Below are 23,379 nucleotides of genomic sequence, written 5' to 3'. Positions count from 1 at the left end.
TCTTAGGCGTGATCGGGGATACGCAGCAAGATTACCGTGCCGATGGATTCGCGAGAGCGGATCTTCATGCTGCCGCCGTGAAGATGGGTCAGCGACCGAGAAATGGCGAGTCCGAGGCCGGAACCGCCCTTGCTCTTAGCATACTGGCTTTGTACCTGCTCGAAGGGCTGGCCGATCTTGGTGAGCGCCGTCTGCGGAATGCCGATGCCGGTATCGGCGATGGTCACGACGACGCCATCGGCGACACGGCGGGTGCGAACGGCAATGCGCCCGCCCTCGTTCGTGAACTTCACGGCGTTGGAGAGCAGGTTCAGCAGCACCTGCTTCATGGCGCGGCGATCGGCCATCAGTGTCATGCCCGAGCAGATGCGCTGTTCGATGACGATGTTCTTCTCGGCTGCCGGAATGGCGGTAAAGCGCAGGCTTTCCTCGATCAGTGGTGCGAGGTCGGTAGGCTCGCGCGACAGCAGCATATGGCCGGCCTCGATCTTCGACATGTCTAAGATGTCGTTGATGACATTCAGCAGATGCTTGCCGCTGTCGTGGATATCGCGGGCATATTCATAGTACTTGGCCGAGCCGAGGGGGCCGAACATCTGGTTCTGCAGGATTTCCGAGAAGCCGAGAATGGCGTTGAGCGGCGTGCGCAGCTCATGGGACATGTTGGCGAGGAATTCCGATTTCGCCTTGTTGGCCGCTTCCGCGCGCTCCTTCTCCACGAGATAGTTGGAGTTGGCGGTGGAAAGCTCGGCCTTCTGCGTTTCCAGTGTCTGACGCGAGGCGGAGAGGTCGTTGATTGTCGCCATCAGGCGGCGCTCGGAGTCGCGCAGGCGATCCTGGTGTCGCTTCAGGAGCGTGATATCGGTGCCGACGGACACGCGGCCGCCGTCGCGGGTGCGCCGTTCGTTGATCTGCAGCCAGCGTTCGTCGGCGAGTTGTACTTCCGTCGTGCGCGAATAGCCTGAACCATCGGCATCGGCGATACGCCGCTCGATGACCGGGCGCGCCGCAGCGGCATTGACCACCGAACGCTCGGTGCCAGGCACCAGCACGCTGTCCGGAAGCCCGTAGGCCTGCTGGAAATGCGCGTTGCACATGACGAGCCGATCGTTCTTGTCCCACAGCACGAAGGCTTCCGAGGTGCACTCGATGGCGTCGGCCAGTCGCTGGTCGGCCTCGGCGTAGCGCTGGGCGAGGCGATGTTGCTCGGTCACGTCCATGGCGATGCCGATCATGTGCACGCGGCCGGAATGGCTGCGGATGACCTGGGCGCGGGCGCGCATCCACACGTAATGGCCGGCCGCATGGCGCATACGGAAGATCTGGTCGACCTGGCCGGAGTTGCCATTGGCGACGGCGCGGGCGATCTCATGCAGCCCGTTATCTTCGGGGTGCATCAGGCGGGCCGCATCGGCAAATCGCATCGTCTTGTCGGAACCGGCAAGTCCGAGCATCTCGTACATCGAGCGCGACCAGAAGAATTCGCGATTTTGGAAATCGAAATCCCAGAGGCCGCAGCGGCCGCGCGACAGCGCGGTCTCAACCCTGAGGTTCGATTCGAGGAAGATATCGTCGGCATCGCGCGCCCGCTTCACCTGCATGTAATAGGCGTAGAGGATGACCAGCAGGATGGAAGAAATGCCGGCAAACAGCGTGACGTTGAGCGTCAGCTCCTCGCGCCAGAGGCGGTTGATCTCGTTGAGCGAAGTGGCCGAGATGATGTAGCCGCCGGCCGATCCCATTAGGGCAATTTCGGCATAATGCAGCTCGCCGCCGATGCTCGTCTCGATGACATCGGTGTGATCGCCGAAGCGGCGAATGGCGGAGATTTCGGGAAAGAGGCTCGAGACATCGGCGCCGACATAGGTGGCCCCTGCCGCCGTTGCCGCAAAGACCTTGCCGCTCGCCTGCACCAAAAGCACGAAGCCGCCGTTTTCCAGGCGGTCTTGCGGCAGGAATTTCGCAAGCCGCGTCTGCGCTTCCATGGCATTGCCGCTATCGAAGAGATCGGTCGCATCGGCGAAGACGGCGGCCGCCGTCACGGCGGAAAGCGCCGTCGCGTGGCGGGCGGAAGCCTCCATGCGGCTGTATTCGCTGATCATGCCGAAGAAATGCGAGGCGGCCACGACTGCAAGGAAGGCGACGATCAGAACCGGAATGGTACGCTTCAGCAGAAGCTCGGCCTTCGGCAGATGGCGCAGCAAGGGTTCAGGAGCGGTTGCGGCCTGCTCGGACAGACTGTCGCGCCAGGCTTTGAGCCCGGCAAAATCGACACGCAGCCGTCCTTCGGCCGCGGTTGCCCGCCGCACGTCCATCATCTCTGAACCTTGTCCCTCGTGTGATTCGCGCGCCGCTCGCTCGAATTACACGTATGGAATCACGCGTGATTCGCCTTGTCCAGAGCTGGCGGTAAAAATTTGTCAACCATTTATAAACGCTGGTTTTTTCAGAGAGATTCGCTGATAGCACACATGGCTGTCTTCGCGATGGAAGACAGCCAGGCGGCAAATCAGTTGCGGCAAATCACCCCTTGAGGGTGCGCTCGACGATATCGCGAACATCGGTCGAAAGGCTGGCTGATTTTTCGATCTCGGTTAGCGCCGCGCGTGCATGATCGGCGCGTGCCGGTTCCAGCGAACGCCAGGAGCGCATCGAGGTCAGCAGGCGTGCGGCGAGCTGCGGATTGCGCTGGTCGATATCGAGAATCTGATTCGCCAGGAACCGGTAGCCTTCCCCATCGGCGCGGCCGAAACCGGTTGGATTGCCGAAGGCGAAGGTGCCGACCAGCGAGCGTACGCGGTTCGGATTGGTGCGCTTGAAAAGCCCGTTTTCCATCAGTGCCTTGACGCGGCCGAGCGCGCTCGGTCCGGGAATGCCGGCCTGGATCGCAAACCACTTGTCGACGACGAGCGCATTTTCCTGAAAACGGCTGCGGAAGGTTTCGAGCGCCGTCTTGGCCTCCGCGCTGTCGGGGAAACGATGGGCGAGGATCGTCAGTGCGTGGCTGAGATCGGTCATGTTGTTGGCGCCGTCGAAGGCTGCCTTGGCGCGATCGGGATTGTCCTCGGCATAGGAGAGGTAGGTCAGCGCAGCGTTGCGCAGTGCGCGGCGGCCGGCGCTCTTGGCATCCGGGCTGAATTCGCCTGATGTGATCATCGCGTCGTAAAGGGCGGCGAAAGTGGCTTTGCCGGCATCGGCGATCTGCTTCATGACGGCCTGACGTCCGGCATGCACGGCGTCGGGGTCGATATTGCTGCCGAGTTCGCGGGCAATGTCGGACTCGCTCGGCAGCGCCAGCGCCTGGGCGCGGAAGGCGGGCTCGAGACTTTCATCGGCGGCAGCCGCAATCAGCGTATCGACGAAGGTCTGCTCGCAGACGATTGCCGCGCCCTCCCGGGCATCGCGGGCGGCCTTCAGGAGGTTCGGCAGCGCCAGATCGGTCAGCGCCTGCCAGCGGGCGAAATGATCTGTCTCGTAACGGGCGAGCAGCGCTAGATCGGCCGGGCTCTGGTCGAAATGCAGGTTGATAGGCGCGGAGAAGGAACGGTTGATCGAAACGACCGGACGCGAGGCAACGCCGTGGAAGACGGCAGTTTGCGTGCGAGCGGTCAGATGCAGAACCTCGCCGGCATATTCCGCGCCATCGACGGAGGCGGGCTCGATCTTGGAGCCGTCCTCGGCAAAGAGCGCCAGGCTCAGCGGAATGTGCATCGGCTCCTTGGTCGGCTGACCGGGCGTGGCCGGGATCATCTGTTCGAGCGACAGGCTGAAGCTCTTGGCACCTGCATCATAGGTGCCGGATGCGGTCACCAGCGGCGTGCCTGCCTGATGATACCAGAGCGAGAACTGCGAGAGATCGCGACCGCTTGCATCCTCGAAGCACTTGACGAATTCCTCGATCGTGACGGCCTGGCCGTCATGGCGATCGAAATAGAGATCCATGCCCCTCTTGAAGGTCTCGCGGCCAAGCAGGGTCGCGATCATGCGCGTCACTTCGCTGCCCTTCTCATAGACCGTCGTCGTATAGAAGTTGTTGATCTCGCGATATTTGGTCGGGCGCACCGGATGGGCGAGGGGGCCGCCATCTTCCGGGAACTGCTCGGATTTCAGATGGCGCACTTCGGCAATGCGCTTGACCGGGCGCGAGCGCTGGTCGGAGGAGAATTCGTGGTCGCGATAAACGGTCAAGCCTTCCTTGAGGCAGAGCTGGAACCAGTCGCGGCAAGTGATGCGGTTGCCGGTCCAGTTATGGAAATACTCATGCGCGATGATCGCCTCGATATTGGCGTAGTCGGCATCGGTCGCCGTCTCGGGATCAGCGAGCACGTATTTGTCGTTGAAGATGTTGAGGCCCTTGTTCTCCATCGCCCCCATGTTGAAGTCGGAGACGGCGACGATCATGAAGATATCGAGATCGTATTCGCGGCCAAAGACGTCCTCGTCCCACTTCATCGAGCGTTTCAGCGCGTCCATCGCATAGGCCGCACGCGGCTCCTTGCCATGCTCGACATAGATCTTCAGCACGACCTCGCGGCCGGACATCGTGGTGAACGTATCTTCGACGACGCCGAGATCGCCGGCGACCAAGGCAAAGAGATAGCTCGGCTTCGGATGCGGGTCGAACCAGGCGGCGAAATGCTTGCCGGGGCCGTATCCGGCGCCACCGAGGAAATTGCCATTCGACAGCAGCAGCGGGTTGGCATCCTTGTCGGCGATGATGTTGACCGTATAGGGCGCCAGCACATCCGGCCGGTCGGGGAAATAGGTGATGCGGCGGAAGCCTTCGGCCTCGCACTGCGTGCAATAGATGCCGTTGGTGCGGTAAAGGCCCATCAGCTGGGTGTTGGCTTCGGGATTAATCAGTGTCGTGACGGTGATTTCGAAAGGTACCGTTTCCGGCAGGTCGCGGATCGTGAGGCTCTCGGGCGTTGCCGTGTAGCGTTCCGGCGCCATTTCATTCTGGTCGACGAGCAGGCTGGTAAGCGTGAGTTCGTCGCCGTCGAGGATGAGGGGGGCCGAAGCGTCGGCGCCTTCGCGGCGGTGGAAGATCAGCCGTGCTTCCACTTTTGTTTCTGTCGGATCGAGTTCAAAGGTCAGGTCGACGCGTTCCAGCACGAAATCGGTTGGGCGGTAATCTGCCAGATTGATGACCTGGCCGGTATCTGTTCGCATGTTCCGTGAAGACCTTTATTAGACAATGGCCGAATACAGAGGCGGGCGCACCCTGCTTAAATTCGGCGCCATAGTTACATTAAAGTCTGAACTAAAGTTAAAGCAAATTGGTCGTGAGCACGAAGTTCTCACCCAAATTATTATGTTCAATTTGTCGTGTCTGCAGCTGAAACGAGAAGTCTGCTATTTGAGATTGAGGGCGGTCTTGATCTCGGCGTCGCTTTCCGTCTGCTGAACGACAACGCCATACCAGCCGAGCCCGTCATAATCCTCGTAACCGAGCGTGCGGGCGAAGGCGACGATCGAGCCGCTATTGTCGTAGTAGCTGCCCTTCGGCTGGCCCGTCTGGTTGGCGAGCGCGAAATGGGTGAAGAGCATGGCTGGATTGGTGCTGGCGATCACCCGGCTTGCGCCGTCGAGCAGCATGACGGTGGTTTTTTCGGCAAGCTGCGGCGGCAGGTTCGCTTCCTTCTCGACGATCGCCTGGCCCTGGTTCTGCCAGTCGAAATACACACCCAACGTACCCAAGAGCTTGCCATCGACCTTGCCCCCTTCGCGAATGCCGGTGGCGTAGACCAGCGCATGCCGCTGGTCGTGCAGAAGGCTCGGCTTTACGTCGTCGACAATATAGTCGTCGCCGGACGCGCAGCCTGCCGCAGCCCGGAACCATGGATCGCCGGCAAGCGATGAACCCGATATCTTGCGACGGAAGTTGGGGTTGGCCGATGCGATCACCCGGCCGGAGAGATCGGTCATCACAAGATCAAGATAGACGGTATAGAAGCGGTTGATAGTGCCGAGCCGCTCGGCGGCGAAGGCGACACGATCCTTGTCCGGCTCCTGCAGCGCCTGCCAGAGCGCGGTATCCGTTGCCCACCAGCGCACGTCTGCAGTACGTTCGAAGAGGTTGCGCACGATGAGCTGGACCAGTGTCTGTGCGAGATCGGTCAGCCGCACGCCTTCCATCTCCGTGACCAGCGAATCCGCCATCGTACGGCTGAGGCCGATACGCCCGAGCACGTTGCTCTCGAACTTGCTGGTGATTTCAGTCGCGATCTGGGCCAGGCGCTGCACTTCGTTGGCGACGACGGCAAAGCCCTTGCCGGTTTCGCCGGCGCGGGCCGCCTCGATCAGCGCATTGATGGCAAGCAGCTTGATCTGTTTGACGATGCTGGTGTTGTCGGTGCTGAACCGCTCCAGATCCGTGCTGATGCCGTCGGTCACGACACGCATCGAGCGGGGCGTTGCGTTCTGCGACCGGGCAATGATCTCTACGCTGAGTGGCTTCATTTAAAAGGATCCTGAAAATGATCAGACGCGACTGGCTGCGAAAATGAATGCGGGATCTTTTGTATGATTAATTGACTGGAAAGATGCGGCTGCATGGTTTGCAACCGGTTAACGTCGTGGGTGCAAATGAGAACATTTTCGGGAGAATGAGCCTAAAACGTAAAGTTTTTTCATCAGCAACGGGAATTGCACAGAAAAGCGGCAGATAAAGAGCGGGTAAATACTTGCTACTTGATAGGTGCAGATTTTTTCCCGCCGGCGCAGTTCTTCGGTTACGATGAAAAAATCGTCCGCTGCGTTCGAGTCGAACGCGTCTCCCCGCTCGGCATGCCCGCATAAGAGCCTGGATCATGGAATCGGTTCTCAGAAACCCGATGAGAGGCATTGCGCTGAAAGTCTCATCGGTCGTGGTCTTCCTGGCCATGCAGACATTCATCAAGCTGGCAGGGTCGGATATTCCGCCGGGGCAGGTGACTTTCTGTCGCTCCTTCTTCGCGCTCTTTCCGATTATGGCCTATCTCGGCTATCGCTATCAGCTGAGGTCTGCTTTCTATACTGCCAATCCGATCGGCCATCTGAAGCGCGGCACGCTCGGCATCATCTCCATGGGCCTCGGTTTTTACGGGCTGCTGCATCTGCCGCTGCCGGAGGCGATCGCGCTTGGTTACGCCACGCCGCTCGTCGCCGTCATTTTCGCGGCCATCTTCCTGGGCGAGACGGTGCGCGTTTATCGCTGGAGTGCCGTCTGTTTCGGCATTGTCGGTGTCGCCATCATCTCCTGGCCGAAGCTCACACTGTTCCGGCAAGGCGGCATGGAAGCAGAACAGGCGGTCGGCGCGCTCTGCGTGCTGCTCTCCGCCGTTCTTGGTGGCATGGCAATGATCCAGGTGCGCCGCCTCGTCGAGGAAGAGAAGACGGCGACGATCGTGCTCTATTTCTCGATCACGGCGTCGGTCTTCTCCCTGGTGACCCTGCCATTCGGTTGGCTGTTGCTCGACTGGTCTTCGGCTCTATTCCTGATCGCCGCCGGTTTCTGCGGTGGCGTCGCGCAGATCCTCCTGACCGAGAGCTACCGGCACGCGGATGTCTCCACCATCGCTCCCTTCGAATACAGCTCGATCCTGCTTGGCGGCATCGTCGCCTATTTTGTCTTCGACGACGTTCCGAGCAGCACCATGCTGCTCGGCACCATCATCGTGATTGCCGCCGGCATCTTCATCATCTACCGCGAGCATCAGCTTGGCCTTGAGCGGCGCGAAGCCCGAAAAGCCGGCACGCCACAATCTTGAGTGGATAAGTTGCTATTGTCGTCGGTCTAGCCCATTCTTTGGTTGCGGAAATGTGACGGAGCGCCGGCTCTGCTTCGGCAAATAAAATCGTCAAATTGGCCCAAAAAATCTCGGATACACACTAAAAATCGATTTTTATAGCGCGTAGATTGCAGAATTCCCCCGCGGGCCTCTCAAAAGAGTGTGGTATCACGAAATCTTGGGATTTCGCTTCTTGCAAAAATGTGGTTATGAAAGTGAATTACTTTCATTTATTCAAAGTCGTGCATAATCGATAGGCCATAGATGCAGGGGAGTTTCAGCATCGCTGCTCCGAACGCTGGCTTGCGAGCGAGGGTTGAGGAAAAGCATTATGGCGTTCACGGCAGAACAGCTGGCGCAGAACCCCGACTTTGTTATGAGCATTCGTTTTCTGGCCGGGCAAATGCGCGGCCTGTTCGATGCGGGGCCGCGGCTGGCGCGCCTGCTGGCCTCGCATCAACGCTGGCTGCTAACGCAGACGGCCTATGCGCTGCATCTGGAACGCGATCCGCAGGACGCGACATCGGGTTTCACCGCGGTTCGGCTGACCGGCAAGATCACTGCTCATAAGGTGGCCAGCCGCAATACCGTGCTCGCCTTCATCGAAGAACTCTTCACCTATCGCTTCATTGCCCACAGGCCCGGCGATGAGCGCCGCCGCCCTCGGCATTTCGAGCCGGCCGAAGTCAGCCATCAGGCGATGTTCGGCTGGCTGTTCTCCAATCTCGGTGCGCTTGATCTGCTCGACGGTGGAAACCGGGCGGCATTCCTGCAGGAAAATCCCACGCTTTTCCGGCAGATCCAGCCGCGTGTCGCCTATAACTGCCTTGAGGATACCAACTGGCGCGAACCGCCGGAGCAGGTGGCGATGTTCCTCTGGACGGAAGCGGGCGGCATGGTCATCGACCATTTCATGTCCCGGCTCGATCTAGAAGGAACCGATCCGACACGTCTGTTGGTCGGTAAGGTGGAGACCCGCTCTCTTGCCGGCGATTTCATGATGTCGCGCACGCATCTTCAACGGCTGCTCGCCAGGGGCGCGCAGCGCGGCTGCCTTGGCTGGTACGACGAGAAGAAGTCGCAGCTGTGGCTTTCGCGCGATTTCCTGAGGGAATATGTCGGCTGGCAGGCGATCAAGTTCGCTTATGTGGACGAAGCCTTCGAATGGGCAAAGGCGCAGTTTGAAAGCGCACGGTGCTGATCAAAGGGCGATGGCGCAAGCCAGAATCTTGACCTCGGGCGGCGTGTCGCAAAGCTCGCGCCGATATTCTTGCGCGGCACAGACGGCAGCGCGGATATGCTCGAAAGAGCCGATGTTGCGCAGCAGTGAAATCAGGATTGAAGACATCGGTCGATACGTCTGAAAATCGAAAAGGCAGGCGAACCGCCTGCCGGATGATCATTTCGGAATATTCAATATTCCTGGAAGTCCGCGAAGATAGCCGCCGGACGCGCGGTGCGACCGCTGATACCGGTACCGCGGGCGATCATCTGTTCGTTCGTGGCAAAGCCGAAACGGCTGTAGCCCTGGATGGTGCGAGCCTGATCGCTTGCTTGGCGCAGGGTTTCAAACCCGCAATGTATAGGACGAAAACGCTTGCTCATGGCCTTGGTTCCTGTTCATTCCTCCCAAGACACGCTCTGTATATTGCAGTGCAGCATTGATTCTTCAAGGCATCCAAGCAGGATGCAGCTATGCGCTTAATGCATGGTCTTTTTCATAATATTTTTAAACTTGGCTAATTTCTAAGCAGGGAAAGCGATTTAAGTCTAGCTTGGAAGGCCAGCAAATCGCTCCAGGCCAGCCGCTTGTTTACAGGTGCAGTTAACAGGTCCTGGGGATGCAGGCTTGCGATTGCAGGAATGACCTGTTCTGCGACAGCGATCTCTTTCCACCGGCCGCGAAGCCCGTGAATAGTGTCATTATCGCCGAAGAAGAAGCGCGCCGTGTAGTTGCCGAGCAGCAAAATGGCACGCGGTTCGGCCAGCGCGATCTGCCGCTCGATGAAGGGACGGCAGATTTCCGTCTCGGCCGCCGACGGCATGCGATTGCCCGGCGGACGCCAGGGAATGATCTGCGTCAGGAGAATGGCTGAGCGCTCGAGCCCGATCGAGGCCAGCATCCTGTCCAGCAACTGGCCCTGCCGGCCGGCGAAGGCCATGCCCTCGCGCTCGTCATCGGCACCCGGGGCCGGCCCGATTACCATGATGCCGCTCGCCGGATCGCCGCTTGCGAAGATGGTCGAGCGGGCGCTGTTCTTCAGGTTGCAGCCGTTGAAAGCTTCGAGCGCGGTTTTGAGTTCGGCAAGCGAGCGGGCGCTCTCGGCGGCGAACCGCGCCTGTTGCACGGCCTCGCTATCCGGTATTGCCGGCTGTACACGCGAGGCAGGCGCAGGAGCCGCAGCTGCGCGCTGTTGCGGCGCTGGAGGGGCAGGGCGGGCGGCTGCCTGCCTGTCCGGTTGCGGTTGTCTTTCTGGCTGTGTGGCAGGAGATGCCGCGCGACGTGCGGCCTTTATCGCCTCGAACTCGGCGAAACGATCGACCGGCTCTTCCTCCAGCAACCAGTCCACACCCGCCTCCGCATGGAAATGCAGAAGCGCTGCAAGTTCGGCCGGACTCAGGTCGTTTGCGGAGATCATGGTGGGACTTTAGCGGAGCGAAAACGGCAATGAAAGGGCGGGCAGAGCCGTCTGCATCCTTTCGGCCTTTATTGCACAGTCCCCCGCCATTGTACGGTCCCCCACTATTGCATGGTCCCCACTATTGCACGGTCCATTGACCGATGTCGTCGCGTTCGCCAATCAGCGCCAAACCATGGGCGATGGAGAGCAGTTCGCCGCCCGTCTCGATCTTGTCCCTGTCGAAGCGCTCGGTGAAGATGCGCCGCACCGCCGGCACGAAGGACGTGCCGCCGGTCAAAAACACTTTGTCGATGCCCGATGCATCCGTATTGGTCTTTTCCAGCACCTCGTCGAGCGCGCCTTCGATGCGGGCGAGATCGTCGGCGATCCAGCTTTCGAAATCGCTGCGCTTGATCGTGCGGTGGCCGCCCCGCCCGAGCGGAGCAAAATCGAAGGGCGCCTCTTCGGCGGAAGAGAGCGCCATCTTCGTTGCCGAGACCGCCTGATAGAGCGGATAGCCCTCGTCATGGTCGATGAGATCGACGAAGATTTCCAGCTTCTCCGGTTCCAGCGCCGTGCGCACCAGCTTCTTCAGGTCCTCGAACTCCCTTGTGGTCTTGAAGATCGACAGCTGGTTCCAGCGGCTGAAGCTCGCGTAATAGTTCGAGGGAACCTCAAGGATCTTGTCGAAGCTCTTGAAATGGCTGCCTTTGCCGATCTGCGGCGCGACGATGTTGTCGATCATGCGCGCATCGAAATGGTCGCCGGCGACACCGACGCCCGAATGGCCGATCGGCGTCGCCGTCAGCTTGCCGGCCTTGGTCTCGAAACGGATCAGCGAATAGTCGGTCGTGCCGCCGCCGAAGTCGGCGACCAGAACGGTCGCATCGGACTTCAGGTTCTGCGCGAAGTAGAAAGCGGCGGCAACCGGCTCATAGACATAGTGAATTTCCGGAAAGCCGAAGCGCGTCAGCGCCTCGTTGTAGCGCTGAACGGCAAGCACCGGGTCCGGATTGGCGCCGGCAAAGTGCACCGGACGACCGGCAATGATGCGGGTGACATCCGCAGGCCAGTTCTCGCCAGCATAATGGCGCAGGCGCCGGATGAAGATCTCCATCAAATCTTCGAAGCTCTGCCGCTTGCCGAAGATGATCGTGCCCTGGAAGAGGGCGCTTGCCGCAAAGGTTTTGATCGACTGCAGGAAGCGGCAGTCGCCGGGATTGTCGATGAACTGCTGGATTGCCGCATGCCCGGCCTCGACCTTCAGCGCAGACGCGCCGAGCTGCGGATCCTTCATGAAGGAGAGCGCGGTGCGCATGCTGTCGGCCGTACCGGCGCTGCTGGTCAGCGATATGGAATGCGTATCAGCGCCGCCATCAGCAAGCGCGAGAACAGTATTGGTCGTGCCGAAGTCAAGCCCGAGCGCCTGTGCCATGGCCGTGCTCCCTATCAAATCTGTCGAAAATCATTGAACCGGAGCAGGTGCCCCGAAATACGAAAGGGCGCCGTTTTGCGCGCCCCTGACATGTTGTGAGAGGCGCGTGATCGCACAGCACAAGGCGGAAAGCAACCCGTCCCGATCAGTTTCCGAGTTGCACGCGTGTCTCTTCGGCCATCCTGGATATCCACCTGCGAAACATCTCCATGGCAGGTGTAACGGAGCAGGATTTGAGTCTCGTTAGCCAGTAGCTGCCCTTGGAAATCCAGATCGGAAACGGCTGTTCCAGTTCACCTGCCGCGAGCTGGCGGGAGAACATCAAGGGCGGTGCCAGCGCCACGCCGGCGCCCTGCAGCGCTGCCTCGATCATCAGCACCGAGGAATCGAAGACCATGCCGCGGATCGGCGGAGAGGTAACGCCAGCCTTCTCGAACCAGCCGGGCCATTCGTCGGTGCGGTAGGAGCGCAGCAAGGTCTGATGGGCGACATCCTCGGGAGAGGAGAGTTGGCGGGCGATCGAGGGGATGGAGAGCACCGAAAGTGGTGCTTCGAACAGGGCTTCGGCTTCTATGTCGTGCCAGGCGCCGTTGCCGAACTTGATTGTATAATCAAGCCCTTCGGCGGCGATATCAACGCGGTTGTTATTGGTCGAAAGCCTGAGGTCGATAAACGGATATTGTTCGCGAAAATCGGCAAGCCGCGGCAGGAGCCAGCCGACGGCCAGCGTGCCGACGGCGCCGAGTTTCAGGACTTCGCGCACATGGCCGCCCTCGAAGCGTTCCAGCATGCCGGCCATGCGATCGAAGGAGTCCTGCAGCGCCGGCAGAAGCGCCAGCCCTTCTTCGGTGATCATCAGCCCGCGCGGCAGGCGGCGGAACAGGCTGACGCCGAGACGCTGCTCCAGAAGCTTGACCTGATGGCTGACGGCCGCCTGCGTGACGCAGAGCTCGATGGCCGCCCTGGTGAAGGAAAGATGCCGCGCCGCCGCCTCGAAGGCGCGCAGCGAATTCAGCGGCAGATATGGTCGAACCATGGCAATGGCCTAATCTGATTTATGCCTGACCGGAAATATCGTCGTTTGATTGGGCCTTCCCCGCCAGCTTAGAAAGCTCAGGTCGAACCATATGGAGAAAAAAGTGGCTTTCGAAAGACTTCTTCTTCTTGGATTTTTCCTAACCATTACAGCAGTTTCCGCGGCCGTTGGGCCTGCCTATGCAGCCGATCCCATTCGCTGCACGCTCATCATCGACGAGAAGACCGGTGACACGATCTACCGTCAAGGCAATTGCGATCAAGGCTTCTATCCGCAATCGACGTTCAAATTGCCTTTGGCCATGATGGGCTATGATTCCGGCATTCTCGTCGACGAGCACAATCCGCTCTGGACATATGATCCGAAGCTGAAGCGACCCCCACGCGAACAGAAGGATACCGACCCGACCATCTGGGAGCGTGATTCCATCGTCTGGTTCTCGCAGGCCCTGACCCGAAAGATCGGCAAGCGTGCCTTTGCGGATTACGTCAAGCGCTTCGGTTACGGCAATCAGGATGTCTCGGGCGGGCCCGGCGGTACGGATGGGCTCACCGAAGCCTGGCTGATGTCGTCGCTGAAGATTTCGGCCGAGGATCAGGTGCGGTTCCTGCGCCGGTTCCGCACCGGCCGCCTGCCGATTTCGGAGCGCGCACAGCAGATGACCGAGGCGATCGTCCCGCATTTCCAGGCGGCCGACGGCTGGAATATCCAGGGCAAGACAGGCTCCGGCTGGCTGCGTAATGCGGCCGGCAAGACCAATTACGAGCGGCCGCTCGGCTGGTTCGTCGGCTGGGCGACGAAGGGCGACAGACGGCTCATTTTTGCGAGACTCTATATCGCCAATCACCGCTACGCCGACAATCCCATCAGCTTCGAGACGCGGGATACGCTGATCGCGGATTTTCCAAAGCTGGTTGAAGGTCAGTGACATGAAAAGGGCGCCGGAGGGCGCCCCCTTTCTGTCTTCTTATTCCGCGGCGATCGCCCGCGGTTCCTCTGCCGCATGCGCTTCCGTCTTCTTGCGGCTGAGCATGCGGTGGAGGAAATTCTCGAAGCGATCCATCTCGACAAAGATGACCGGCGTGATGAACAGCGTCAGCATCTGCGAGACGATGAGGCCGCCGACGACGGCAATGCCGAGCGGCTGACGCAGCTCCGAGCTTGCACCGGTGCCGAGCGCGATCGGCAGCGCGCCGAGCAGGGCACAGAAGGTCGTCATCATGATCGGGCGGAAGCGTCGTACACATGCTTCGTGAATCGCCGCGCTCGCTTTCTCGCCCGTCGTTCGCATGGTCTCCACCGCCACGTCGATCATCATGATCGCGTTCTTCTTGACGATGCCGATCAGCATCAGCAGGCCGATAAGGGCGATGATCGACAGGTCGAAGCCCATGATCTTCAAGGCCAGCAACGCACCGAAGGCGGCAGCCGGCAGACCGGAGAGAATGGTCAGCGGGTGGATGAAGCTTTCATAGAGCACGCCGAGCACGACATAGATGGTCAGCACGGCGGCTAGGATCAGATAGGGCGTGTTGCCCTGCGACTGCTGGAAGATCTCAGCCGTACCGCCATAGGAGGTGAAGACGTCGGCCGGCATGCCGATATCCTTCTTGATCTGGTCGATCGCTGCCGTCGCATTGCTGAGCGACACGCCTTCCGGCAGGTTGAAGGAAACCGTGGTCGAGACGAGCTGACCCGTCTGGTTGATGGTTACGGGGCCGACGGTACGCTCGACATGGGCAAAGTTCGACAGCGGAACCAGGCTGCCGTTGGACGAGGCGACGCGGATTTCCGAAAGCTTCTGATCGTCCCAGGGTTTGCTCGTGTCATATTCGACGATGACGTCGTAGCTGTCGCCGGTCGACTGGATTTCCGCCGCTGCATAGCCGCTGAAGGATTCCTGCAGCGTCGTGCGCAGCGTGTCGTTGTCGATCCCGTAGGCGGCGGCCCGCTCGGTATCGATGACGATATTGGCCTGCAGCGCGTTGTTCTGAGCATCCGAGGTGACGTCGGTGAAGAGCCTTTCGCCGCGCATCGCCTGCTGCATCTTGCCGGCCCACAGATTGGTCTGGTCGGCATTCAGCGCCTGTATGACCAGCTGATACTGGCTGGCAGTCTGGCGGCCGCCGAAACGCAGGCTCTGGTTCGGCGTCACGAAGGCCTGCAGGCCGGGGATCTTGTTGATTGCGGTGCGCAGCTCGCGCAGCGTCTGGTCGAGCGGCGGCCGCTGTTCCTTGTCCTTCAGTTCGACGAACATCGAGCCGTTGTTGAGCGGCTTGTTCGGATTGCCGCCGATCGTCGACATGACATGGTTGACGGCCGGGTTTGCCTTGACCACGGCTGCCGCCTGCTGCTGCAGGGCCTCCATCGCCGAATAGGAAATATCCTGCCGTGCCTGGGTGCTGATGGTCAGGCGGCCGATATCTTCCTGCGGGAAGAAGCTCGTCGGCAGGGCCATAAAGAAATAGACTGTCAGCGCGACGGAAGCGAGGAAGACCCCGAGGATAAAGGGGCGATGGCGAAGACACCAGCCGACCGCGTTGTCATAACCGCGCAGCGTCCGCTCGAAACCGGCATCGAAAATACGGATGAGGAGTGGCGGCCGGCTGTGATTGTTGGATAGGCGCGATCCGAGCATCGGCGTGACCGTCAGCGAGACGATCGCCGAAGAGATGATGGCGATCGCCACCACCATCCCGAATTCGTTGAACACGCGGCCGACGACGCCACCCATCAAGAGGATGGGGATGAAGACGGCGATCAGCGATACCGACATGGAGATGATCGTGTAGCTGACTTCGCCCGCACCCTTGATGGCCGCTTCCCGCACCGGCATGCCTTCCTCGACATGGCGCAGGATGTTTTCCAGCATGACGATCGCGTCGTCCACCACGAGGCCCACCGCGAGCGTCAGGCCGAGCAGCGAAATATTGTCGATACTGTAACCCAGCACGTACATCATGCCGAATGTCGAGATCAGCGACAGTGGAACGGCAAGGCCAGGAATGATCGTCGCCGTGGCGTGGCCGGTGAAGAGGTAGATGACGAGAACGACGAGGCCGATCGTCAGGAGCAGCGTGAATTTCACGTCGGCGATGGCGTCGCGGATCGGCTTTGCCGCATCGTTCATGACGACAGTGGTAACCGAAGGCGGGATTTCGGCGTGAAGTTGCGGCAGCTTGGCGTTGATCGCATCGACGACTTCGACCGTATTGGCATCCGGCTGGCGCTGGATGGCGAGGATGATACCGCGCTGGCCGTCATACCAACTGCCCGTATACTGGTTCTGGACGCTGTCTTGCACATCGGCAATATCGCCGAGATGGATCGGCGCACCGTTCGGATTGGCGATGACGAGCGACCGGAACTGTTCGGCATTGGTGCGCTGCGTGTTCGCCGTAATCGTCATAGCCTGCGAATTGTTCTGCAGCGTGCCGACCGGCTGCTGGCTATTGGCAGCCGCCAGCGCCTTGTTGACGGTATCGATGCCGATGCCGCGGGTGAGCAGCTTGTTGGGATCGACCTCGACGCGCACCGCATAGGTCTGCGCGCCGAAGACGCTGACCTGGGCAACACCCGGAAGCGTCGACAGCGACGGCGAGATGATGTCTTCGGCGATTTCATCCAGTTTGCTGCGGGGCATGGTGTTGCTCTGCACCGAAAGCAGCATGACCGGCGCATCGGCCGGGTTCGTCTTGCGGTAGCTCGGCGGCGTCGTCATGTTGTCGGGCAACTGCCGCGTCGCATGCGAAATGGCCGCCTGCACGTCGGCGGCGGCCGCATCGATATCGCGGTTCAGGTCGAACTGCAGCACGATACTGGTGCTGCCGAGAGAGCTCGACGCGCTGATTTCGCTGATGCCGGGGATGGTCTCGAACTGCTTGATCAGCGGTGTCGCGACCGAGGTGGCCATCGTCTGCGGCGAAGCGCCGCTCAGTTGCGCCGAAACGTTGATCGTCGGAAAGTCGACCTGCGGCAGAGCCGCGACCGGCACGAGCTGGTAGCCCGCAAGGCCAGCCAGGATCACGCCGATCGCAAGCAGCGTCGTGGCGACAGGGCGCTGAATACAAAAATTCGGGATCATGGCTCAGTCCCCACAGCGATCGTTTCGGCCTGTTGCTGTTGCTGAGGCGCGTCGGCGGAAGCGACGTTCAGCGCCTTCTCATCGAACTGTTCGTTGACTGCCTGCTGATCGCTGAGCTGACCCTGGCCTTCGATGACCACGTGATCGCCTTCCGAGAGGCCGGAAGCAATCGCGGTAAAGCCGCCATTGGCGCGGGCGACGGTAACCTGCGTCAGATGCGATTTGCCATCCTTGGCCACGAAGGTGAAGAAGCCGTTGGGGCCGGGGCTGACGGCAACCGTCGGCACGACCACCTGCTGCTCGTCACTGTTGAAATGCACGACAATATTGACCGATTGGCCGGGCCACAATGCGCCTGAGGCATTCTCGAACTTCGCCTTGGCGAGGATCGTGCCCGATGCCGTATCGACCGTATTGTCGTAGAAGCTGATCTCGCCCTTGCGCACTTCGCCCTTGGCGGAATCAGGCGCCGTGCTGACGTCGACCGGACCGGCGGCGAGCGCCGTTTTGAGTTCCCGCAGGTAACGTTCCTGAAGATGGAACTTCACATAGATCGGGTCGTATTTGGCGATCGTGACAATCGCTGCACCGGCATTGACGAAGGCGCCCTTGCTGACAGCGATATCGCCAAGGCGGCCGTCGAAGGGTGCGCGAATGTCGGTATGTTCCAGAATGATCTGGTCGGAGGCGAGCGTCGCCTTGTCAGCCTCGACGGTGGCGGCGGCCGTGTCGCGCGCAGCGGTCGCCTGATCCAGGCTCTGCTGCGTACCGGCTTTCTGGTTGAACAGGTCCTGTGCGCGGATCAACGCCGTTCCGGCTTCCGCGAGAGTCGCCGTGTCGCGGACGATCATCGCATTGTCCTTGTCGACGGAAGCCTTGGCCGTCCGGTCGTCCAGCTTGGCGATCAGATCGCCTTCCTTGACCGTTGCGCCGTCCTGAGCCTCGATGCTGACGACCAGCCCCTGCTCCTGTGCGGCGATCGTCGTATTGTCCTCGGCATCGGCCCAGCCGGTCGCCGTCACATCCATCGGCAGCGTGGCCTTCACGGCCGCCACGGTCTTGACCATAGTCGGGCCCATCGCGCCGCGCCGGCGTCCGCCACCCTGTTGCCCGCCGCCTTGCTGCTGGCCACCGCCTTGGGCCTGATCGGCCTGCGCCTGCTGATGGCCACCGCTGCGGACGTCGTCAGGCTTCTTGATGAACTGCGACAGGTAGGGGATATCAGAGGCATAGGGGACCCTGTCCCCGAATTGCCAGAAGCCAACGGCGGCCACGGCTACGATGCTGACGGTGATCCAAAATTTCTTCATGGGCGAGACCGGTTTGTCTTGAGCAAATTGCCTGATTTTCAAGCTCGATTGAGCCGCCTATTTTGCGGCGCAAAAAAGACATAGTCACGCTTGGTGTGATCACTAAGCGGTTATAGCGGCTTAAATTTTCGTAATGAACAATCTGTAATATTCAAACTTTACTAATATATAGTCAGGTAGGCACTGTGTCCATCTTGGGACGTGCCGGCGCGGGCTGTACCGGCGAAACGTCATTGGATCCGCATTGCAGCTCTTGCGCGGGATAGATCCTGGAAATCGCAGAGGCAGCAGATATGGCCGAGTTGAATGCTGGCGAATTTCGCTCACTCATCACAACCACCTTTCCGGAACTGACAGGCTCCGTCTTCAAACTCGCGACCAAGGGCTGGGATTCGATGGCCGTCGATGTGGACGACCGGTTGATCTTCAAATTCCCTCTGAATCTGCGTGCCGAAAGGGCGCTGATAAGGGAAGCGGCGTTCCTCGGCGTCATCAGGCCGTCGCTAACGATGGCTGTCCCCGACATGCGCATCCACGACGGTCCTCCGATCTTCTCGAGCCACGCCAAGCTGCGGGGCGAACATCTCATGACGGAGGATTACGAGGCTCTGCCGGAGGCGGCTCGCCAGCACCTCGGCGATGATCTCGCCCGCTTCTATGCCGAGCTGCACGATCTTGACAGCGACCGCATGCGCGCGCTTGGCGCCGGGCCGATCCTGCCTTGGCAATCTCCCGAGACCGTCAAGGACAAGGCCCTGCCGCTACTGCCGTCCGAACTGACAAACTATGCGGAAACCGTCATCTGGGACTACCAGGCCCTGCCGCCTGATCCCTACGGCACTATCTTCGGCTTCTTCGACGGCCACGGCTGGAACATGGCCTTCGATCATGCTGCGGGAAGGCTGAATGGTCTTTATGACTTCGCCGATTCAGGCTTCGGTCCGCTGCATCAGGAGTTCATCTATTCGAACTTCATCTCGCCCGATCTGACTGCGCGCATCGTCTCGGCCTACGAGACGCTGACCGGTCGCCAGCTCGACCGCCGGCGCATCGCGATCCTGACAGGCTTCCATCGCCTGTCCGAGCTCGCGGAGCTTGCCGATGATCCTGCCTATATCGGCGCAAGGGTCGACAGCGTTGCAGCGTGGGCGGTTGCCTCGGCCTATGCCGGATGATGCCAGCGATCAAACGGAGCGCGCCGCACCCCCGTCGCAGCGGATCAGCGAGCCTGTGATGTAGCTCGCCGGCTTGCTGCAGAGGAAGGCGGCCGTTGCGGCAAACTCTTCCACCTTGCCGTAACGCCCGACGGGAATGCGCGCTTCCTTCTCGACGCGGATCTCCTCGACGCTCTTGCCGGTCCGCTTGGCGGCGGCACCATCTAGGTCGTCCAGCCGCGCCGTCAGGATGCTGCCGGGCAGCAACAGGTTGGTGGTCACGCCATGGCCGGCCACTTCCGATGCCAGCGTCTTGCTCCAGCCGGCAAGCGCCGGGCGCAGCGTGTTCGACAGGGCGAGATTGGCGATCGGCTCGATCACGCCTGATGAGGCGACCGTCAGGATGCGGCCCCAGCCCTGTGCCTTCATGCCGGGCAGAAGTGCATTGGTCAGCGTGATGACGCGCGCGACCATCGAGAGGAAATAGGTCTCGAGCCTTTCCGGCGTCATATCCTCGGTTGTGCCTGGCGTCGGGCCGCCGGTATTGTTGACGAGGATATCCAGCCCGCCGAATTTCTCCTGTACGGCAGCGGTGACAGTCTGGACGAAATTGTCGTCGGAAAGATCGGCCCAGATCCAGTCCGCCTTGCCCTTGCCCTCGGCATTAATCGCCTTGCAATTGGCTTCCAGTTGCTCTCCGCTGCGTCCGCACAGAAGAACGTTCGCGCCCTCCTGTGCCAGAGCCTTGGCAATGCCGAGCCCGAGGCCGCGCGAGGACGCCAATACGAGAGCGCGTTTTCCCTTGATGCCGAGATCCATGATTTCCTCCATTTTCTGTTGCCCTTTCTATAGGGGGCAAGCCATGCGCAAGAAAAGGACCAAGGCGAACTTGCAAGGCTTCAAAAATTTACGTTAACGTAAGCGTTATATAATCTTTTGTGTAGAGAACTATCATTGTGCGAATTGGAGGATCGCCTGTCGCTTCCCGGCTCGACAATGTTTTCTGGTTTTGACAAGAGAGTTAGCTGATTGGGATGAACGGCCGTCGGACGGCCGAGCGGAGACGGATGGATGACCGAAATGACTGAGCTGCCGGAACGCGAGAGCATGGAATTCGACGTGGTGATCGTCGGCGCCGGTCCGGCCGGCCTTTCAGCGGCCATCCGTCTGAAACAGATCAATCCGGAACTCTCGGTCGTCGTGCTGGAAAAGGGGGCTGAAGTCGGCGCTCATATCCTCTCCGGCGCCGTCGTCGATCCTATCGGCATCGACCGCCTGCTGCCCGGCTGGCGCGAAGAGGGGGGCCATCCCTTCAAGACCGAGGTGACGGACGACCATTTCCTGTTGCTCGGCCCGGCCGGCTCCGTCCGCCTGCCGAACATCATGATGCCGCCGCTGATGAGCAATCACGGTAACTACATCGTCTCGCTCGGAAATGTCTGTCGCTGGCTGGCGACGAAGGCGGAAGAACTCGGCGTAGAGATCTATCCGGGCTTTGCTGCCACCGAAGTGCTCTACAACGATGAGGGCGCCGTTATCGGTGTCGCAACCGGCGACATGGGCATCGAGAAGAACGGCGAGCCCGGCCCAAATTATGCGCGCGGCATGGCGCTGATGGGCAAATATGTGCTGATCGGCGAAGGCGTGCGCGGCTCCCTAGCCAAGCAGCTGATCGCCAAGTTCGACCTGCAGGGCCATCGCGAGCCGCAGAAATTCGGCATCGGCATCAAGGAACTCTGGGAGGTCAAGCCGGAGAACCACAAGCAGGGCCTCGTGCAGCATTCCTTCGGCTGGCCGCTCGGCATGAGCACAGGCGGCGGCTCCTTCCTCTATCACCTGGAAGACAATCTCGTCGCCGTCGGCTTCGTCGTTCACCTGAACTACAAGAACCCCTATCTTTACCCCTTCGAGGAGTTCCAGCGCTTCAAGACGCATCCGGCGATCCGCGGCACCTTCGAGGGCGGCAAGCGCCTTTCCTATGGTGCGCGCGCCATCACCGAAGGCGGCTGGCAATCGGTGCCGAAGCTCTCTTTCCCGGGTGGTGCGCTGATCGGCTGCTCGGCGGGCTTCGTCAACGTGCCTCGCATCAAGGGCAGCCACAATGCCGTGCTCTCGGGTATGATGGCGGCTGACCGTATCGCCGAGGCGATTGCATCGGGCCGTGCCAACGACGAAGTGGTCGAGATCGAAAACGACTGGCGCAAGAGCGATATCGGCAAGGACCTGAAACGCGTGCGCAACGTCAAGCCGCTCTGGTCGAAATTCGGCACCGGCCTTGGCGTTGCCCTTGGCGGTTTCGACATGTGGATCAACCAGCTCTTCGGCTTCTCCTTCTTCGGCACGTTGAGGCACGGCAAGACCGACGCCGCCTCGCTGGAGCCGGCCGCCCAGCATCAGCCGATTGCCTATCCGAAGCCCGATGGCGTGCTCACCTTCGACCGCCTGTCCTCCGTCTTCCTGTCCAACACCAATCATGAAGAAGACCAGCCTGTTCATCTGCAGGTGAAGGACATGGCGCTGCAGAAATCCTCCGAACTCGGCATCTATGCCGGCCCCTCGGCGCGTTACTGTCCGGCCGGGGTCTATGAATGGGTGGAGAAGGATGGCGACCAGACCTTCGTCATCAACGCCCAGAACTGCGTCCACTGCAAGACCTGCGACATCAAGGATCCCAACCAGAACATCAACTGGGTGCCGCCACAGGGCGGTGAAGGACCGGTCTATCCGAACATGTGATACGGATGGCTTTTCGGCGCCGAAGCGAATATCTCGCGTTGATGCGTAGTACTGAAGGGATCGCCAAGTAGCGCGCTGTTTATACCTGATAACGCATTCGTTACGCCTCGTCGCAACGTCCGATTAGCATTTCATTAACCATAATCTCCTTAGCCTGCGACATCTTCTTGACGCACTAAGGACACGTTCATGACGATCTCGCGCCGGGGCTTCCTGATCGCACTGCCCCTTTTCGTTGCCGGCTGCTCTTCGACCACTCTGAACAGCCAGACGAATTACGCTGCACTTCCGGATGAGAAGTTTCCGCTGAGACAGGTGCCGATCGATCAGATCAAGCCGGAGCTGCGCCGCACCGAAGTCACCTATGAGGGCAGCTATGCGCCGGGCACGATCATCATCGATACGCCTGCGCGCCGCGCCTATTACATTATCGGGGATGGCAGGGCGATGCGTTACGGCATCGGGGTCGGCCGCGAAGGGCTTGCCTTTGCCGGCAATGCCTATGTTGGCCGCAAGGCCGAATGGCCGAGCTGGACGCCGACCGAAAACATGCAGCGACGCGAGGAGCGTTATCGCAAGCTCGCCGCCGGCCTGCCGGGCGGTCCGAACAATCCGCTGGGTGCGCGCGCCATGTATCTCTATCGCGGCGGCAACGACACGCATTTCCGCATCCATGGCACGAACCAGCCGCAATCGATCGGCCTTGCCATGTCGAGCGGCTGCATCCGCATGATGAACCACGATGTCATCGACCTCTATAATCGGGTCGAAGTCGGCGCCAAGGTCGTGGTCATCCAGGCGACAGCTTGAGCCCTATGCTGAATACGTCCGCCAAGTCCACGGCCACTTTAAGCAACGAGATGCCTTCGAGCGAACGTTGTCGATGGCGGAGTAATTGACGGGTGAGGCAAGTGCGCTCAATATACTGCGGCTTATTCCTAAGGGGAGAACCGCAATGCGTAGTATAAATGTGATAAATTCTATCATGGTGCTATCTATGCTTGCCACTGCTTCGCACGCATTGGCCGGTATCAGGACCGTTACCCAAAGGCCTACAACTCAGTCGTTGCCAGCGGGCCACGCAGTGCTTTTTAATGACGGTCAGTGTCCCGCAGGGCAAATTGCGAAATTCGTGCATAAACAGAAGTCGGATGGGCTCAAGAAGTCCTGCGTTCATTTGAACTGAAGCGAAACGAAAACGCTCTGTCACGCGAAGCCGCCGCAGTTGATG

18 protein-coding genes are annotated in these 23,379 nt (G+C 60.3%); 7 read left to right on the top strand and 11 right to left on the bottom strand.

The window, feature by feature from the left end; all coding sequences use genetic code 11:
• Positions 1-2: 2 nt before the first annotated feature.
• The 3 genes from FHX08_RS11435 to FHX08_RS31870 form a co-directional block, all read right to left on the bottom strand.
• Positions 3-2,318, bottom strand: coding sequence for a PAS domain-containing sensor histidine kinase (locus FHX08_RS11435; RefSeq protein WP_132650943.1), 2,316 nt, complete (start codon positions 2,316-2,318; stop codon positions 3-5).
• Positions 2,319-2,523: 205 nt separating this feature from the next.
• Positions 2,524-5,172: an aminopeptidase N gene (gene pepN / locus FHX08_RS11430; protein WP_132650944.1), complete on the bottom strand. Its 2,649-nt coding sequence runs from the start codon at positions 5,170-5,172 to the stop codon at positions 2,524-2,526.
• Positions 5,173-5,355: 183 nt separating this feature from the next.
• Positions 5,356-6,462 (bottom strand): methyl-accepting chemotaxis protein, encoded by a 1,107-nt coding sequence (locus FHX08_RS31870; protein ID WP_132650945.1) that lies wholly within the window; start codon positions 6,460-6,462, stop codon positions 5,356-5,358.
• A gap of 350 nt (positions 6,463-6,812) precedes the next feature.
• Here FHX08_RS31870 and FHX08_RS11420 point away from each other — a divergent pair, with 350 nt between their 5' ends.
• Both FHX08_RS11420 and FHX08_RS11415 read left to right on the top strand, forming a co-directional pair.
• On the top strand, positions 6,813-7,751 hold the full coding sequence (locus FHX08_RS11420) for a DMT family transporter (RefSeq protein ID WP_132650946.1): 939 nt from the start codon (positions 6,813-6,815) through the stop codon (positions 7,749-7,751).
• Between the two features lie 352 nt (positions 7,752-8,103).
• Positions 8,104-8,973: a hypothetical protein gene (locus FHX08_RS11415; protein ID WP_132650947.1), complete on the top strand. Its 870-nt coding sequence runs from the start codon at positions 8,104-8,106 to the stop codon at positions 8,971-8,973.
• Here FHX08_RS11415 and FHX08_RS11410 read toward each other — a convergent pair whose 3' ends face one another.
• From FHX08_RS11410 to FHX08_RS11390, 5 genes are all read right to left on the bottom strand, one after another.
• A complete protein-coding gene (locus FHX08_RS11410; RefSeq protein ID WP_165911812.1) occupies positions 8,974-9,120 on the bottom strand; it encodes a hypothetical protein in 147 nt (48 codons plus the stop codon). It lies immediately after the preceding gene.
• A gap of 65 nt (positions 9,121-9,185) precedes the next feature.
• Positions 9,186-9,377: a hypothetical protein gene (locus FHX08_RS11405; RefSeq protein ID WP_184327195.1), complete on the bottom strand. Its 192-nt coding sequence runs from the start codon at positions 9,375-9,377 to the stop codon at positions 9,186-9,188.
• A 134-nt stretch (positions 9,378-9,511) separates the two neighbouring features.
• The gene (locus FHX08_RS11400; RefSeq protein ID WP_184327194.1) at positions 9,512-10,411 is read right to left on the bottom strand and encodes a uracil-DNA glycosylase family protein; all 900 of its coding nucleotides are present in this window, start codon (positions 10,409-10,411) and stop codon (positions 9,512-9,514) included.
• 121 nt (positions 10,412-10,532) lie between these two features.
• On the bottom strand, positions 10,533-11,828 hold the full coding sequence (locus tag FHX08_RS11395) for an Hsp70 family protein (RefSeq protein ID WP_184327193.1): 1,296 nt from the start codon (positions 11,826-11,828) through the stop codon (positions 10,533-10,535).
• A 145-nt stretch (positions 11,829-11,973) separates the two neighbouring features.
• Complete coding sequence (locus FHX08_RS11390; RefSeq protein ID WP_184327192.1) at positions 11,974-12,864, bottom strand: LysR family transcriptional regulator; 891 nt, start codon at positions 12,862-12,864, stop codon at positions 11,974-11,976.
• Positions 12,865-12,967: 103 nt separating this feature from the next.
• Between FHX08_RS11390 and blaOXA the strand changes: the two genes are divergently transcribed.
• Positions 12,968-13,792 carry a class D beta-lactamase gene (gene blaOXA, locus FHX08_RS11385; protein WP_184327191.1) on the top strand — a complete coding sequence of 275 codons (825 nt, stop codon included), beginning with the start codon at positions 12,968-12,970 and terminating at the stop codon, positions 13,790-13,792.
• Positions 13,793-13,831: 39 nt separating this feature from the next.
• Here blaOXA and FHX08_RS11380 read toward each other — a convergent pair whose 3' ends face one another.
• Positions 13,832-16,948: an efflux RND transporter permease subunit gene (locus FHX08_RS11380; protein WP_184327190.1), complete on the bottom strand. Its 3,117-nt coding sequence runs from the start codon at positions 16,946-16,948 to the stop codon at positions 13,832-13,834.
• Complete coding sequence (locus tag FHX08_RS11375; protein ID WP_184327189.1) at positions 16,945-18,258, bottom strand: efflux RND transporter periplasmic adaptor subunit; 1,314 nt, start codon at positions 18,256-18,258, stop codon at positions 16,945-16,947. Before FHX08_RS11375 ends, FHX08_RS11380 begins: the two co-directional genes overlap by 4 nt.
• A 293-nt stretch (positions 18,259-18,551) precedes the next feature.
• Between FHX08_RS11375 and FHX08_RS11370 the strand changes: the two genes are divergently transcribed.
• On the top strand, positions 18,552-19,433 hold the full coding sequence (locus tag FHX08_RS11370) for a phosphotransferase family protein (protein WP_184327188.1): 882 nt from the start codon (positions 18,552-18,554) through the stop codon (positions 19,431-19,433).
• Between the two features lie 9 nt (positions 19,434-19,442).
• On the opposite strand, the gene FHX08_RS11365 is transcribed toward FHX08_RS11370, so the two are convergent.
• A complete protein-coding gene (locus FHX08_RS11365) occupies positions 19,443-20,231 on the bottom strand; it encodes an SDR family oxidoreductase (RefSeq protein WP_184327187.1) in 789 nt (262 codons plus the stop codon).
• 252 nt (positions 20,232-20,483) lie between these two features.
• On the opposite strand from FHX08_RS11365, the gene FHX08_RS11360 reads away from it, so the two are divergent.
• From FHX08_RS11360 to FHX08_RS31935, 3 genes are all read left to right on the top strand, one after another.
• A complete protein-coding gene (locus tag FHX08_RS11360) occupies positions 20,484-22,148 on the top strand; it encodes an electron transfer flavoprotein-ubiquinone oxidoreductase (RefSeq protein ID WP_184327186.1) in 1,665 nt (554 codons plus the stop codon).
• Positions 22,149-22,337: 189 nt separating this feature from the next.
• Positions 22,338-22,958, top strand: a complete 621-nt coding sequence (locus tag FHX08_RS11355) for a L,D-transpeptidase (RefSeq protein WP_184327185.1) — start codon at positions 22,338-22,340, stop codon at positions 22,956-22,958.
• A gap of 145 nt (positions 22,959-23,103) precedes the next feature.
• Positions 23,104-23,334, top strand: coding sequence for a DUF6719 family protein (locus FHX08_RS31935; protein WP_132650959.1), 231 nt, complete (start codon positions 23,104-23,106; stop codon positions 23,332-23,334).
• The last annotated feature ends 45 nt before the right edge of the window (positions 23,335-23,379 follow it).

This window comes from Rhizobium sp. BK529 (genome assembly GCF_014194105.1).
Taxonomy (GTDB): Bacteria; Pseudomonadota; Alphaproteobacteria; order Rhizobiales; family Rhizobiaceae; genus Rhizobium.
The sequence above is the reverse complement of the archived record's forward strand: the minus strand, read 5'-3'. Positions and strand labels throughout refer to the sequence as shown.